The organism is Rhizobium sp. PRIMUS64 (genome assembly GCF_023006465.1).
Taxonomy (GTDB): domain Bacteria; phylum Pseudomonadota; class Alphaproteobacteria; order Rhizobiales; family Rhizobiaceae; genus Rhizobium; species Rhizobium leguminosarum.
Window position 1 is genome coordinate 1 of record NZ_JALBGX010000038.1, and the last position, 15,060, is coordinate 15,060.

The window sequence follows — 15,060 nt, forward strand, 5'->3', positions numbered from 1 at the left end:
GGCCCTTGCACGCACGTCCTGGCCGGCGCGGGTGCCGAGCGCTGCCGCATCGCGGCGGTGGCCATCGGTCGTCACCGCATGCTGGCTGCGACCGTCGGGGGTGATGATGAGGCCGGAGAACCGGATCAGGTCGCCTTCGCAGACGGCATAACCGCCGATCGGCGTGCGGCAGGAGCCGTCGAGTGCGGCGAGGAAGGCGCGTTCGCAGGAGACGGTGTCGAAGGTCGGGCCATCGTTGACCGGCGCCAGCAGATCGTCGACCCTGGCATCGCCGATGCGGCTTTCGATGCAGATCGCCCCCTGCGCCGGCGCTGGCGGGAAGGTGTCGGGATCAAGGATATCGGTCAGCACGTCGACCTTGCCGAGGCGTTTCAGGCCGGCAAGCGCCAGCAGGGTCGCATCCACCTCGCCCGCTTCGAGCTTGCGCAGGCGGGTTTCGACGAGGCCGCGGAAGGTGATGACGTTAATATCCGGCCGCATGCGGCGGATCAGCGCCTGGCGGCGCAGCGATGAGGAACCGACGGTGGCGCCATGCGGCAGGTCGATCAGTTTGCGCGCGGTGCGGCCGATGACGGCGTCGCGGATATCTTCACGCGGCAGATAGGCGGAGAGATAAAGTCCCTCGGGCAGCTTCGTCGCCATGTCCTTGGCGGAATGCACGGCGAAATCGAGCTCGCCGGCGGTAAGCTTCTGTTCAAGCTCCTCGGTGAACAGGCCCTTGCCGCCGATCTCGGCCAGCGACCGGTCGGTGATGCGGTCGCCCTTGGTCGTCAGCACGACGATCTCGAACATTTCCTCGGGCAGATGATGCGCCGCCATCAGCCTGTCGCGAGCCTCATGCGCCTGGGCAAGCGCCAGCGGGCTGCCTCGCGTGCCGATCCGGAAAGGTTTTGTTTGCATCCGCTCTATTCCGTTGTTACCGGAGTTCTCGTAAACGGGTTTCCATCCCATCGCAATCAACGAACAGGCTTCATGGTTCCCTTTCTACGCATCCTTGGCATCGAAACGAGCTGCGACGAGACCGCCGCAGCGGTCGTCGAGCGCGATGCTGAGGGGCATTCCAACGTTCTGTCGGATGTCGTGCTTTCCCAGCTCGACGAGCATAGCGCCTATGGCGGCGTGGTGCCAGAGATTGCCGCACGCGCCCATGTCGAGGCGCTGGACGAGCTGATCGAGGAGGCGCTGAAGCGCGCCAATGTGTCGCTCAACGATGTCGACGCCATCGCCGCCACGTCGGGGCCGGGGCTGATCGGCGGGTTGCTCGTGGGGTTGATGACCGGCAAGGCGATCGCCAGAGCCGCCGGCAAGCCGCTCTATGCGGTCAACCATCTCGAAGGCCATGCGCTGACGGCGCGGCTGACGGACGGGCTGTCCTTTCCCTATCTGATGCTGCTCGTCTCCGGCGGCCATACCCAGCTCATCCTGGTGCGCGGCGTCGGACGGTATGAGCGCTGGGGCACGACGATCGACGATGCGCTCGGGGAAGCCTTCGACAAGACGGCAAAGTTGCTCGGCCTGCCCTATCCCGGCGGACCGGCGGTGGAGCGGATGGCGCGGGACGGCAATCCCGATCGGTTCGATTTTCCTCGGCCGCTGGTCGGCGAGGCACGGCTCGATTTCTCCTTCTCCGGCCTGAAGACAGCGGTGCGGCAGGCGGCGCAGGATATCGCGCCGCTCAGCGATCAGGACGTGGCGGATATCTGCGCCTCGTTCCAGAAGGCGGTTTCGCGGACGCTGAAGGACCGTATCGGCCGCGGCCTGCAGCGGTTCAAGACGGAATTTCCGACGACATTCTCTGCTACTGGCGAAAAGCCGGCGCTGGTCGTTGCCGGCGGTGTCGCCGCCAATCTCGAACTGCGCGGCACGCTGCAGGCGCTGTGCGACAAGAACGGCTTCCGCTTCGTCGCGCCGCCGCTGCACCTCTGCACCGACAATGCCGTGATGATCGCCTGGGCGGGACTGGAACGGATGGCGAGCGGTGCCGCACCGGATACGCTCGACGTGCAGCCGCGTTCGCGCTGGCCGCTCGATTCCAATGCGGAAACGCTGATCGGCTTCGGAAAACGAGGGGCCAAGGCATGAGCGAAAACATCGCCGTCGTCGGATCGGGGGCTTTCGGCACGGCGCTTGCCGCCGTGATCGCGCTTGCGGGACGAAGTGCCGTGACGCTCGTCGGGCGTGATCCGTCACTGATTGCCAATCTGAAGGCCGAACGGCTGCATGATGCGGTGCTGCCCGGCATTCTTCTGCCCGACACGCTGGAATTTTCCGCCGAGGCGGATGCGGTCGTCGGCGCTTCCATCGTGCTTTTTGCGATGCCGTCGCAGGCGCAGGCCGATGCGGCGCGGCAATATGGACCTTATCTTTCCAAGGATGCTGTCGTCGTTACCTGTGCCAAGGGTATCGAACGGACGACGGGCAATCTACTGACCGACATGTTGGAGCGGGAACTGCCGGACCATCCGATCGCCGTGCTCTCCGGTCCGGGCTTTGCCGCCGATATTGCCAAGGGCTTGCCGACGGCGATGGCGATCGCGGCAGCCGACATGGAGACCGCGGAGCGGCTCGCTCAGGCCATATCAGGCCGAACCTTTCGGCTCTACGCCTCCAACGACCGGATCGGCGTGCAGCTTGGCGGCGCGCTGAAGAATGTGCTGGCGATCGCCTGCGGCATCGTCGAGGGCTGTGGTATCGGCGATTCCGCGCGTGCGGCGCTGATTGCGCGCGGACTTGCGGAAATGTCGCGTTTCGTCGTCGCCAAGGGCGGGCAGGCGGATACGGTACGCGGGCTTTCCGGCCTCGGCGATCTGGTGCTGACAGCGACAAGTCATCAATCGCGAAACCTGCGCTTCGGCATAGCGCTCGGGCGTGGCGACAAGACCGATCCCCTGCATGGTGCGCTGGTGGAAGGTGCGTTTGCCGCCTCCGTCGCCTCGCGGCTTGCGGCGGAATTGAAGGTCAGCATGCCGATTACCGATGCCGTTTCAGCCATCATCGACGGCAGGCTCGATATATCGGAGGCGATAGAGCAGCTGATGACGCGTCCGATCACCACCGAATAGGAGACAGACATGCTTTTCGCCCTTCTCTGCAAGGACAAACCGGGACATCTGAACGTGCGCATGGATACGCGTCCGACGCATATCGAGCATCTGAACAAGCTGAACGCCGAGGGCACGCTGAAGATCGCCGGCCCGTTTCTCGATGATGACGGCAAGCCCTGTGGCAGCCTGATCATCGTCGAAGCGGAATCGAAAGAGGCGGCGCGAGCGCTTGCCGATGCCGATCCCTATGCCAAGGCCGGACTATTCGAAAGCGTCGACGTCAAGGCCTACAACTGGGTCTTCAACAAACCGGAGGCGTGAGCATGGCGCACTGGCTCTATAAATCCGAACCCGCTTCCTGGTCCTGGGAGCAGCAGAAGGCTGCCGGCGAAAAGGGCACGGAATGGACCGGCGTCCGCAACTATCTGGCGCGCAATAATATGCGGGCGATGCAGATCGGCGACAAAGGGTTCTTCTATCATTCCAATGACGGGCTGGAGATCGTCGGCATCGTCGAAGTCTGCGCCCTGTCGCATCCCGATTCTTCCGCCAAGGGCGATCCGAAGTGGGATTGCGTCGATATCCGCGCCGTCATGGACGTGCCGAAGCCGGTGACGCTGAAGGATGTCAAGGCGAGCGAGAAGCTCGCCAAGATGGCGCTCGTCACCTCGATGCGGCTTTCGGTGCAGCCGGTCACCGAGGAGGAATATCTCGAAGTCTGCCGCATGGGCGGACTGGACAATCCGCCGCGTTGAAGACTGATCCGCAAGCTTTCATCCGCGCCAATACCAGCCTGATGCCGCCGCCGCATGTGCCGGAGATTTCGCTCTATCTGGCAAGCGAGGCGCATGAGCTCTGGCTGAAGACGGAGGAGGAGCTGCAAGCGATCGGCCTGCCGCCGCCCTTCTGGGCTTTTGCCTGGGCGGGCGGCCAGGGACTGGCACGCTACGTTCTCGATCATCCCGAAACGGTGCGCGGCAAGCGCGTGCTGGATTTCGCCAGCGGTTCGGGCCTTGTCGGCATTGCGGCTGTGATGGCCGGTGCCGGGGAGGTCATCGCCGCCGATATCGATCCCTGGGCGGAGACGGCAGTCCGGCTGAATGCCGAAGCCAATCGCGTTTCACTCGGATTTACCGGCGCCGATCTGATCGGGCAGGCCGTCGACGCGGATATCATGCTTGCCGGCGACGTCTTCTACGACCGCGCTTTCGCCGATGCGCTCGTTCCCTGGTTCGCGAAGCTGGCAGCCGACGGCAAGTGGGTGCTGGTCGGAGACCCCGGACGCAGTTACCTGCCGAGAGAGCGACTGGAATTCTGCGCGGTTTATGAGGTGCCGGTAACGCGGGCGCTGGAGGACAGCGAAATCAAGAAGACGACGGTGTGGCGCTTCGCTCGGCACGAGATATCCAAAATGCTCCCGACGAACTTAACCTGACATCACCGAACTGGCTTATGACGGGATAGCGTGCATATTCACACGGGCTATCCGCAGAGCTTTGATCAATGGGGGGAACTTATGACGATCTACGACGAGCTTCGCAAAGCGCCGTTCAACCTCGACGACGCTGCGATATCCTGGCTCCACGACACCTATGCCTCGCTCGATCTTGATGACAAGATCGGCCAACTCTTCACCTTGATCATGATCGGGACGGATGAGGAGGATTTCAAACGCATTGCTTCACTCAGGCCGGGCGGCGTAACCCGTTTCTTCACGGCTGACCTCGAATTCGAGCGGCGGATCATCTCTGACCTCGTGGCCAAGAGCAAAGTCCCGCCCATCATCAGCGCAGACCTCGAAGGCAGCCGTCATTCCTTCGCTTTCGGCACTCCGGTGCTGGGCCAACTTGGCCTTGCCGCCGTCGACGACGTTCAGGCGACCGAGAAAAGTTCAGAAATATTGGCACGCGAGGGCCGCGCGATGGGGGTGCGCTGGTCCTTCACGCCAGTCATCGACATAAATACCGCGTTCCGATCACCGATTGTCGGTACACGGTCATACGGCTCCGATGTCAACAAGATTGAGCGGCACGCGGTTGCCCATGTTCACGGTCTCCAACGAAATGGAGTTGCCGCCACCGCAAAGCACTGGCCGGGCGAGGGATATGACGACCGCGATCAGCACCTCGTTACGACCACTAATCCGCTTTCCATGGACGAGTGGAAGGAGACCTTCGGTCGGCTCTATGGAACGCTGATCACCGAAGGCGTGTTGGCAATAATGAGTGGGCACATTTCCCTTCCGGCCTATATTCGATCGAAGATGCCAGATGCCGGGCTTGAAGCTTTCAGACCGGCCTCGGTTTCCCGGTTGCTGAACGTTGATCTTCTCCGAGACGAACTCGGCTTCAATGGCATCATCGTCTCTGACGCGACACCCATGGGAGGGCTGTCCGCCTGGGGCCACCACCTCGATACGCTGCCTGATATCATCGCAAATGGCTGCGACATGATCCTCTTCAGCGATGAACCTGAGGAGGATATGGCGGCGGTCAAGGCTGCCGTCGAAGATGGGCGAATTACTCCGGAGCGACTTGAAGAAGCGGTTCTTCGCGTGCTGGCGCTCAAGGCGCATCTCAAACTTTTTCAACCGTCAGATGTCCTCCCCGATGCGGCTGAAGCGCGCCACCTGCTTGCGCATCCAGACAATGTCGCTGCATCAAGGGAATACATCGGCCGCTCGCCTACGCTTGTGAAGGACGTCAATGGTATCTTTCCGCTCGATCCAGCGAAGACAAAGCGTGTGCTGCTGGTCGACGGCGGCATCATTCATCCGCTCATGCCGCAGCCACTGGAATTCTTGCTACCCGCGCTGTTGCGGAAGGAAGGTTTCGAAGTCACGATCGACCGACCGGACATCGTGCCGACCCCCGACGACTTCGACCTCGTCCTCTACGCGCTAGGCGACGAGTCGCTGCTCGTACGAGGCCGGATATTCGTCGACTGGCATAGGATGGGTGGTGGGGGCCTTTTCAAGGCCATGTACCGACCCTGGACGAATATTCCCTCCGTAATGATCTCATTTGGGCATCCCTATCACCTTTACGATGCGCCCCGCGTACCGGCCTATATCAATGCGTACTCCACCATGGACAGTGTCCAGGAAGCCGTCGTTGATTGTATGCTCGGTCGCAAGCCCTTCCTCGGCACCAACCCGGTAGACCCTTTCTGTGGCCTTGAAGATGCGCGCTATTGAAGTCGTTGGGAGCAGAGGCTGCCGGCCTATTGGAACGCGGCAACAGGCGCGTTCCGATCATTCGCGATCGCCCGGACCACAAGACGTCAGCCGGCGATCAAAGGCGGCTTCATACACCATCGTCGCGGCGGCAAGATCGGCCAACGCCGTTCCGACTGCCTTGTAGAGAGTGATCTCGTCGTTGGACGTCCGCGCTGGACTATCCCGGCGACACAGTTCGTCAAGTGTCGCACGCACCGCATCCGCAGAAATGACGCCGCCTCGACGGGAATAGAACCATCGGCACAGCACCGCCTTACCTGCTCGACAGGGGTATCACAGCGTCATTGCGCATCACCACCTCTATATGGGCGCAGAATGCTGAGAGACGGGCGAGGAGGAATTGGCGGCGAAGCCATGAGCCTCTGCAGAAGAGACATCTTACGCGTTTTGGGCTGCTTCTGCGACGGAGGCAGTTCTTGCGCCGCTCTTTTCGCAAGTTCGAAGTCAAAATCAAAAGACATTTCGGGCCTCGTCCACCATTGGAAATCTCGAAGAAAATCTCGAAGACTAGAATGCAGGAAACGTGCCAACCGCTGCGTTAGGCGATGCTGGCACGCCTGCATCAACCCTGTCGCCTCGCGCTATTGCGCCTAAAGCGCGTCGCGATCTTTCCTCGCTCGTGGCGCTTTAGGTCATTGTTTTTACGCATGTCGTTGTCGCAAAACCGCTGCACAGTTTTGCGCGACATGCTTTAGGATACGGCCTCAAATCGAATGGATTGCGCGCCTTCCCACAGCGTGAGGCGGCCTATTTCGGCGAGTTGGTCGAGATTGGATGTGATTGTGATGAAATGATTGCCAGCCAGTTGGCCCATTTTCGATGAAAAATCGACGCCTCCGTAGGCAAGCAGGATTTCCGTTTCGCTGATGCCTCCCGGGTAAAGGATGATATGACCGGGGGCCGGATGGCTTGTATGGTTCTCATAACCGACGCCGAAATCATGGTCGCCAAGCGGGATCCAAACGCCCTCGCCAGACCAGCGAACGTGCACGATTTTACCATCGAACGGCATCTGCTTGATGAATGCTTCACAGGTTTTGGGCGCTCTGGCAGTTTCCAGGACAGCGTCGAAGATGAATGGGCCTGCTGTGATTTTCAGTTTCATGATGTCGCTCTTGTTAGATTTGACTGCTTGTTGATTTGTCTCGCCGCGGCTTTCCGATATTGCCCGTGGCCCTTGGTACCCACCAGGACGCCGTTTTCGACGACAGTTTTTCCGGCGACAATTGTCATTATCGGCCAGCCGGTGATCTCGATCCCCTCGTAGGGCGAATAGTCTGCGCCATCATGCAGTTCCGCATGGCGGATGGTCCGCTGGATGGCTGGATCCCAGATCGCGATGTCCGCATCCGCCCCTACGGCAATCGTTCCCTTTTGTGGATAGAGGCCATAGGTCTTTGCATGGTTCGTTGATGTCAGGGCGACAAAGCGCGGCAGATCGATGCGTCCGGCCATGAACCCTTGCGAAAACAGGATGGGAAGGCGGGTTTCGATGCCTGGAATGCCATTGGGAATGTGCCTGAAATTCGTGCGGCCTTTGGGATTAAGCTTCCCGTGCTGGTCGTCGTAGCGGAATGGACAGTGATCAGATGAAAAGAGTTCGAATGCCCCGGTCTCGATGCCGCGCCAGCATTCTTTCTGGGCATCTTCATCCCGCGGCGGCGGAGAGCAGACAAGTTTCGCGCCCTCCCAATCCATGCCGTCGAGGTCCTTGGCGGTGAGCGTCAGATATTGCGGGCAGGTTTCCCCGACGACCTTGACGCCTCTCGTCCTTGCGCGAGCGATCTCTTCCATCGCCTCGCCGTTCGAGACATGCACAATGACAACAGGAACGTCTACGATTTCGGCGAGCGTCAGGGCGCGGTGCGTGGCTTCACGTTCGACAGCGACCGGACGGGTGGAGGCATGAGCGCGTGGGGCAAGGTCGCCGGCCAGCTCGTGTTTTTCGATCAGGAACCTGATTGCGTCCTCGTTTTCACAGTGGACCATGACGGTGGCGCCCGTCCGTCGCGCGACATCGAGCGTCTTCAGGATCTGCGCGTCATCGAGGCGCAGGCTCTCATAGGTCATGAAGACCTTCAGCGACGGATAGCCGTCGGCCACAAGCGCTGGCAATTCCTGGCCCAGCACGGCGTCGCTCGGGTCGGATATGATCAGATGAAAGCTGACGTCGGTATAACACTGACCCTCTGCGAGCGCATGATAGGCCGTTAGCACCTCTCGCAGCGACTTGCCCTTTTCCTGAAGGCAGAACGGCATGATGGTCGTATTGCCGCCGAACACCGCCGACAGCGTTCCGCTCTCGAAGTCGTCCGCCATCTCGATCCCTTCGCCCGAAGGCTGGGAGATATGGACATGGCTGTCGATGCCGCCTGGAAGGACATATTTGCCCGAGGCGTCGATCGTGCGCGCAGCACCCGACAGGCTCTGTCCGATCTGGACAATCTTGCCGTCTTTAATGCCGATATCCGCCTGGAAAACATCCGCAGCAGTCGCCACCGTGCCGTTCTGGATGATGAGATCGTAGTCGCTCACAAGCCTGACCTTCAGTGTTGCAGGATTTTGCCAAGGAAAGCTTCGGTTCGCGGATTGTGTTTTCCCGCGAAAAACTCCTCGCTCGGACGATCCTCGACGATCTCGCCCTGATCGATGAAAATGACGCGTGTCGCCACCCGGCGGGCAAATCCCATCTCATGGGTGACGACCATCATCGTCATGCCGTCCTTTGCCAATCCGGTCATGACGTCGAGCACTTCGGAAATCATCTCTGGATCAAGCGCGGATGTCGGCTCGTCGAAGAGCATGGCGAGCGGATCCATCGCGAGCGCCCGCGCGATGGCCACGCGCTGCTGCTGCCCGCCGGAGAGTTGGCTTGGATATTTTTTCGCGTGGTCCGTCAGCCCGACGCGATCAAGAAGCGCCATGGCCTTCGCGTGGGCTGCCGTGTCGCTGCGGCCAATGACAATCTTCTGCGCCAGCATGATATTGTCGATGATCGTCAGATGCGGAAACAATTCGAAGTTCTGGAAGACCATGCCCACTCGTGTGCGAAGGTTCGGCAGGTCGGTCTTCGGGTCGCCGACTTCGATACCATGCACCCGGATCGAACCTTCCTGAAACTGCTCGAGCCCGTTGACGCATTTGATCAACGTCGATTTGCCCGACCCCGAGGGACCGCAGACAACCACGACCTCACCGCGCTCGACGTTCACCGAGCAGTTCTTAAGGACAGCGAACTGACCGTAATATTTGGTAACGCCAGTGATCTCAATCATGCCCGGCCTTTCTGGAAACGCGCGATGGAAAAGGGTTGCAAGGCTCTATCGGTCTCGCGACCGAGAATGAGCCGAGATGTCAACTGGCCGACGATCGGGCCGAGCGTATAGCCGTTTGAAGTGACGGCGTTGAAGAACCCGGGCATTGACGGATGTTCGCCGAGGATCGGCGCACCGTCGATGTTGATGTTCATCGCGGCCCAGCTTCGGATGAGGTGAAGTTTGCGCAGAGCGGGAACGACGTGCTGGGCAACCCAAAGGTTCCCCTCAAGGCTCGACAGTAGCGGGCGTGGATGTTGATGGACGGGATCGAGGCCTGCGGTCCAGCCGCCGCCGATGATGAAGTTCCCGTTTGCCGCCTGCTTGAGGGTCAAATGGCGGTCGGCATGGGCGACGAGACACGAGATCAAAGGTGCTGCGGCCTCGGTAACCACCATCTGCAGCGGAGCACCGAATACCGGCACATCGACACCGAGCATCGCGCCGATCCTTGAAGCGAAGGCTCCGGCTGCATTGACGATCCGTTTTGCCCGCAACATGCCCCTCGATGTCTTGACCTCGAACCCGTCGTCCGAGGTCCTTATTCCGGTGACCTCGCAATTTTCGAAGAGTTGAGCGCCGTCTCGCCGTGCCGCCTCCAATATATATTGCGTCGCGACGAGAGGATTGATCTTGCCCTCCTGGGAGCAGTAGGCAGCGCCGACGAAGTGAGAAGACAGGGCAGGCTCCAGGGAGCGCAGTTCCTCTTGCCCGATCAAGCGGCAATCGATCCCGGCCGCGCACTCCACCCCGACCTTTTCCGCCAGAAAACGCATGTGGTCATCGGTTTCGGCCACCATGAGGCCGCCTGTGACCTTCATCTCGAAATCCTGTCCGAGTTCGCTTTGCAGCGCCGCCCAAAGAGCGATTGAATCGCGCTGGAGGGGAAGTGTTTGTGCGGCCGCTCCGCCGCCACCTTCGGCACGGGCGCCATGGTCGAAGGAAAGCAGCTGGGCATGAAGGCTTCCTGCATTCCCTCCAGACGCCAGCGAATTCGCAAAAGTGCGCTCGACCACCACAACGTCCTCGCCTTCCCTGGCAAGGAAGAGCGCCGTCGAAAGGCCTGCAATGCCTGCGCCGATCACCAGCGTGGACGTTTCCACCACCGGCAAAGCTTGAGGATTCGCCAATGCGGGTTTTTCCGGCAAAAGTGCGCGCTTGTGGCCGCCCCATTCCGGCTTTTCGACCGCAAGCGCTGCCAACGGAATAGGTCGAAGTGGCATTTGCGGAGCCAGAAAACCGCTCGTTTCGCCAGCGAGGTGCCGTTCCTTCGCGACGTCAGCGATCGCTTTGCCGCAGTAGCGGCTCTGACACCGCCCCATGCCTGCACGCGACAGGCGCTTTAATGTCGAAACGTCCTGCGCACTATCTGCGCTGAGCGTCCTCAAGACACCGTAAGTCACGCCTTCGCAACGGCAGATCAATGCATCATCTGGCAGAATTGCCGTCTTTGTCTTTGCATCGTCCTTCGGCGCAAAGACCTGCCAAAGGGCTTCCTGAAACCGTCTATGGCGGGCGAGCCGTTTCACTGGGCTTTCGTCGGTTTGGACAAGGAGGCCCAATTTTCGAGCAATCGCGGCGGCGGCGATCTGCCCTTCTGCCATCGCAACATGCGCGCCGCCGAAACGGGCCGCTTCACCGACAATATGCACGTTTGCAAGCGTTGTCTGACCGTCGAGATCCCGCACTGCCCGCAGATCGCCGCCGACGACCTCATGGCCGCATCCGAGTAGCCGGGACAGCTCATTGGAGGATGTGAAATTGCCGCCGATAAGGACCGTGTCAGCATCGAGATTGGTCTCGCCGTCTGGTCCGGCGAACGTGACGCTCTCCACCCGCTGCGAACCATTGATCGAGGTGAGTACGCTATTCCAGTCTATCTTGACGCACGCGGATCTAAGCGTCGATATCTGGCGCAATCCGTGACGGGCGAGAGCGGGATCAGTTGTCAGAAGGCCGAAGGCTGCTGCAGGGCGAGACCACGGTGGTGGTGCTGCTTCCAGCAAAGCGACTATGGAGGCTCCTGCCTTTCGAAGTTCGTTGGCGACCTGCATATTCAAGGGGCCGTTTCCGGCAATAACGATCCTTCGGCCGGGAACGGTTCCGTAGCTCCTCAGCAACGTCTGGGCGGCCCCTGTTGTCATCGCACCAGGAAGTGTCCAACCCCTGACCGGCGTTGGGCGTTCGTAGGCCCCCGTCGCGATGATGAGTATTTTCGGCTTGCAGTAAAACGCATGGCCGGACCCATAGCAGGCGATAATAAGCGAACCGTCGTCGTCACGTGCGGCACCCCACACCACCGTAGCACTTAGAAATGTCACGCCGTGATCGCGCACTTGCCCTATAAGCGCTGCGCCGGATAACGCCTGCTCGTCGCCACTCAATCGCTCGGCGGCGTTCCGTGTCGAGGGCTGTTTGAAATACTGCCCGCCGGCAGACGGTCGTTCATCAATGACAGTCACCTTGGCGCCGGCCGCAGCAAGGACCTCCGCGGCGGCAAGCCCCGCAGGCCCCGCTCCGACAATGAGAACGTCCATCGTCCTTGTCGTCAAGGAATGCGGCACACTGCAGAGATCGGCAATCTGACCAGTGGCAAGATCTGGCCGCGCAGCAGGGCGCAGAACTTGCATGTCATCGTCGACAATGGTCATGCAGGCCCGCTGGCTGACTTTTCCGTCGATCGTCACGAGACAGTCGTGACAGGCACCCATTCCGCAGAAGAGGCCACGGCCCTCGCCTTTGATGCCTCGGGAAAATTCATGCCGCCCCGTCGCTTCGATGGCGGCGGCAACAGACATGCCCTTTTCGGCAAATATCTGCAGACCGTCGACCGAGAGCCTGACCCGCGCATCGTCGGGTCTCAAACTCTGGTTTATGGAAGCGACGGGCATGATGGAATTCCTCAGACGCTGAACGTCAGACCGAAATCGGCCACCAGCCTCTTCATGGCGGCATCCTGCGCGGGCGGCAACGGCAGGCGCGGCGGACGCGGCAGGCCTGCGCCAAATCCCATGTGGGTCAGCAGTGACTTCGTTCCTGCGACATAGGCCTGGCCCCCGACCGCCTGAATGACAGGCAGCCATTTGAGGTAAAGCTCTCTTGCCTCATCGAACTTTTTCTCATTTGCGACAAGTTCGAAGATCCGCGCCATCGGTCCTGGCGCAACATTTGAAGCCACTGCCACCCAACCCTGCGCACCCATAACGAAAGACTCGAACCCGAGTATGCCCCCGAACACAGTCATATCGTCGCCGGCCAGTCGGATGATATCGCGCACGCGCGTCACTTCGAGGGTGGACTCCTTGATATAGTCGCAGCCGTCGATTTCGGCGATGCGCTTGACCAACTCCGGCGTCAGATCGACGTTTGCGGTCGCGGGATTGTTGTAGACCATAATCGGGATGGCCACGGCAGACGCAATGCTCTTGTAGTGGTGAACGAGTTCGTCATCCGTTGGGGTGGAATAGAACGGCGGAATAATCATGACGCCGTCAGCCCCCATTGCCTCGGCCTTGACGCTAAGGCGAATGGACTCCCGCGTATCTTCCGCTCCCGTGCCGATCAGAACAGGCACTCGTCCCGCGACAGTTTCGATGACGGTCCTCGCCACACCATCGCGCTCTTCCTCGCTGAGTGACAGAAACTCACCTGTCGATCCAAGAGGGATAAGACCATGGATACCTTCTTTGACCTGCCAGTCGGTAAAGGCAGCCAGCCCCTTCAGATCGACCGCGCCGCTGGCATCCAACGGAGTAATCATCACGGTGTAGACACCGCGGAACGTCTTCTGCATTTGAAAATCCTGGTTCTAGCGCTTCTCGTTCATGGAAAGCCGCGATCCGGCTTGACCGAGACGCTTTTCGATATGGCTCTGGAAGAAGTCCCAGAGTGTTGTGAGGAGGAGGTAATAAATCGCCGCGACCGCAAACAGTTCGAGCACCATGAACCGCTCCTGGATGAGAACCTGGGTCCGGCGAAGGAGTTCTTCGACCGAGATGACGGAGGTGACAGAGGTCGTTTTCAAGAGACCGTTCACCGAATTGCCGAGAGGCGGAACGATAACTTTGAAGGCTTGCGGCATCACGATGTAGCGCATGATCTGACGCTCCGTCATGCCGAGCGCGCGTGCTGCCCGGGTCTGGCCTTCCGGCACGGCTTCGATTCCGGCACGAATGATCTCCGCGAGATAAGCCGCCTCGTTGAGAGCCAATCCGAGCAACGCCGCCTCTATGACGGTGAATTTGATGCCGAACAGCGGAAGCGCGGTGTAGATCGCAATCAACTGTACAAGAAGCGGCGTGCCGCGAAAAAGCCAGATATACGCCTTGGCAATGTAGGTTGGCACCCGCCGCGACGATCGCCGCATCAATGCAAGAGCAAAGCCCAGAATAAGCCCCGCAATCAACGAGACGACGGTGAGCCAAACGGTCGTGAACACCCCGCCAAGTATAAAGGGGTTGAACAGATAACCGAAAAAGCCAGACCAGTTCCAAAGCGACATGAAGACGACTTTCTGCAAGAGGTTTGGCGCGACGTGGTCGCGCCCCGCCTCATCTCTAAACGATCTTTGAAATCAGTTCAGCGACCGGGGCCCTTGACCGAATAGTCACCCGCGACCATCGGCAGACCGTATTTGTCAAAGAGCGCCTTCAGCGATCCATCCGCCTTCATGTCTTTCAACGTCGCAGACACGGCATCAGCCAAAGCCGGGCTTTTGAATGCGACGGAGACCGGAGCGGGGTAGAGGCCGCTGATTGCCCGTTTGAAGTCCCCGCGAGAATCGTACTCCTTGGCGACGGCGTCGATCGACACGACACCCTGCACCTGGCCTGCCCGCAGAGCCTGGTAGGCGAGGGCGAAATTATCGAACGTCTGGATGGTCAAGCCTTCCTTGCCCGCGTCACGCAGTTCCTTGTCGAGAAGGCGTGTCTTTGTTTCCTCGAAACCACCGATTTCGACACCGATCGTCATGCCGGCCAGATCATCTTTTGCGGCGACGTTTTTCTTCGAATCTGGTGCCACGGAGACGCTGATGGCCTGATCTTCATAGGGGATCATCTGCATGATCTTGGCGCGCTCTTCGGTGAAGAAAATGCCTGTATTGATCATGTCCCAACGGCCAGCCTGCAGGCCCGGAACCATCGCGGAGAATTCGATCCGGACATATTCGGGTTCAAGGCAAAGGCGCTTGGCGATCTCTTTGCCGAGGTCGATGCGCATGCCCTTCAGATCGCCCGTGGAGTCGATGAACTGGAGCGGAGGAAGCGTTGGATTGGTCGACATGACGAGCGTGCCGGGCTTGATCAACTCGCCTGCCGCCACTTTGGGTTCGCAGGATTGAGCGAAGGCAAAAGACGCTGTGATCGACAGGAAGGACGCGGCAAGAACGCTGCGAGAGAAGTGTGAACGGAGCATGGAGAGCCTCTGGAGTTCGGTTCTTTATCGTTGGATCCCGACCCTGCAT

At 60.1% G+C, this 15,060-nt stretch carries 14 protein-coding genes and 1 pseudogene; 6 read left to right on the top strand and 9 right to left on the bottom strand.

Going from position 1 to position 15,060, the window contains the following annotated elements:
- A partial coding sequence (gene hemC, locus MOV76_RS16800) for a hydroxymethylbilane synthase (RefSeq protein ID WP_247264915.1) occupies nt 1-900 on the bottom strand: 900 nt, incomplete at its 3' end.
- Between the two features lie 72 nt (nt 901-972).
- Here hemC and tsaD point away from each other — a divergent pair.
- The 6 genes from tsaD to MOV76_RS16830 all read left to right on the top strand — a co-directional run bounded on the left by tsaD (nt 973) and on the right by MOV76_RS16830 (nt 6,240).
- Entirely contained in the window at nt 973-2,082 is a 1,110-nt protein-coding gene (gene tsaD / locus MOV76_RS16805; protein WP_247264916.1) for a tRNA (adenosine(37)-N6)-threonylcarbamoyltransferase complex transferase subunit TsaD, read from the top strand.
- Nucleotides 2,079-3,062 (top strand): NAD(P)H-dependent glycerol-3-phosphate dehydrogenase, encoded by a 984-nt coding sequence (locus MOV76_RS16810; RefSeq protein ID WP_247264917.1) that lies wholly within the window; start codon nt 2,079-2,081, stop codon nt 3,060-3,062. Before tsaD ends, MOV76_RS16810 begins: the two co-directional genes overlap by 4 nt.
- 9 nt (nt 3,063-3,071) lie before the next feature.
- Nucleotides 3,072-3,365: a YciI-like protein gene (locus tag MOV76_RS16815; protein ID WP_003543605.1), complete on the top strand. Its 294-nt coding sequence runs from the start codon at nt 3,072-3,074 to the stop codon at nt 3,363-3,365.
- 2 nt (nt 3,366-3,367) lie between these two features.
- Nucleotides 3,368-3,799 carry an EVE domain-containing protein gene (locus MOV76_RS16820; protein ID WP_003543603.1) on the top strand — a complete coding sequence of 144 codons (432 nt, stop codon included), beginning with the start codon at nt 3,368-3,370 and terminating at the stop codon, nt 3,797-3,799.
- The gene (locus MOV76_RS16825) at nt 3,796-4,479 is read left to right on the top strand and encodes a methyltransferase (protein WP_247264918.1); all 684 of its coding nucleotides are present in this window, start codon (nt 3,796-3,798) and stop codon (nt 4,477-4,479) included. The genes MOV76_RS16820 and MOV76_RS16825 overlap by 4 nt, the downstream gene beginning before the upstream one ends.
- An 81-nt stretch (nt 4,480-4,560) precedes the next feature.
- Nucleotides 4,561-6,240 carry a glycoside hydrolase family 3 protein gene (locus MOV76_RS16830; protein WP_193444613.1) on the top strand — a complete coding sequence of 560 codons (1,680 nt, stop codon included), beginning with the start codon at nt 4,561-4,563 and terminating at the stop codon, nt 6,238-6,240.
- 57 nt (nt 6,241-6,297) lie between these two features.
- Here the strand turns inward: MOV76_RS16830 and MOV76_RS16835 are convergent.
- From MOV76_RS16835 to MOV76_RS16870, 8 genes and pseudogenes are all read right to left on the bottom strand, one after another.
- A pseudogene (locus MOV76_RS16835) lies at nt 6,298-6,504 on the bottom strand (hypothetical protein); the annotation flags it as partial.
- Nucleotides 6,505-6,973: 469 nt separating this feature from the next.
- Nucleotides 6,974-7,387 (bottom strand): DUF3830 family protein, encoded by a 414-nt coding sequence (locus tag MOV76_RS16840; RefSeq protein WP_018072093.1) that lies wholly within the window; start codon nt 7,385-7,387, stop codon nt 6,974-6,976.
- Entirely contained in the window at nt 7,384-8,817 is a 1,434-nt protein-coding gene (gene hydA, locus MOV76_RS16845; protein WP_247264919.1) for a dihydropyrimidinase, read from the bottom strand. Before hydA ends, MOV76_RS16840 begins: the two co-directional genes overlap by 4 nt.
- Before the next feature lie 11 nt (nt 8,818-8,828).
- Entirely contained in the window at nt 8,829-9,557 is a 729-nt protein-coding gene (locus MOV76_RS16850) for an amino acid ABC transporter ATP-binding protein (protein WP_112905459.1), read from the bottom strand.
- Complete coding sequence (locus MOV76_RS16855; protein ID WP_408987996.1) at nt 9,554-12,487, bottom strand: FAD-dependent oxidoreductase; 2,934 nt, start codon at nt 12,485-12,487, stop codon at nt 9,554-9,556. Before MOV76_RS16855 ends, MOV76_RS16850 begins: the two co-directional genes overlap by 4 nt.
- Nucleotides 12,488-12,498: 11 nt before the next feature.
- On the bottom strand, nt 12,499-13,389 hold the full coding sequence (gene dapA, locus MOV76_RS16860) for a 4-hydroxy-tetrahydrodipicolinate synthase (RefSeq protein WP_018243923.1): 891 nt from the start codon (nt 13,387-13,389) through the stop codon (nt 12,499-12,501).
- 15 nt (nt 13,390-13,404) lie between these two features.
- Nucleotides 13,405-14,097: an amino acid ABC transporter permease gene (locus tag MOV76_RS16865; RefSeq protein ID WP_026188548.1), complete on the bottom strand. Its 693-nt coding sequence runs from the start codon at nt 14,095-14,097 to the stop codon at nt 13,405-13,407.
- A gap of 77 nt (nt 14,098-14,174) precedes the next feature.
- Nucleotides 14,175-15,011 (bottom strand): ABC transporter substrate-binding protein, encoded by an 837-nt coding sequence (locus MOV76_RS16870; protein WP_018243921.1) that lies wholly within the window; start codon nt 15,009-15,011, stop codon nt 14,175-14,177.
- Nucleotides 15,012-15,060 lie beyond the last annotated feature (49 nt).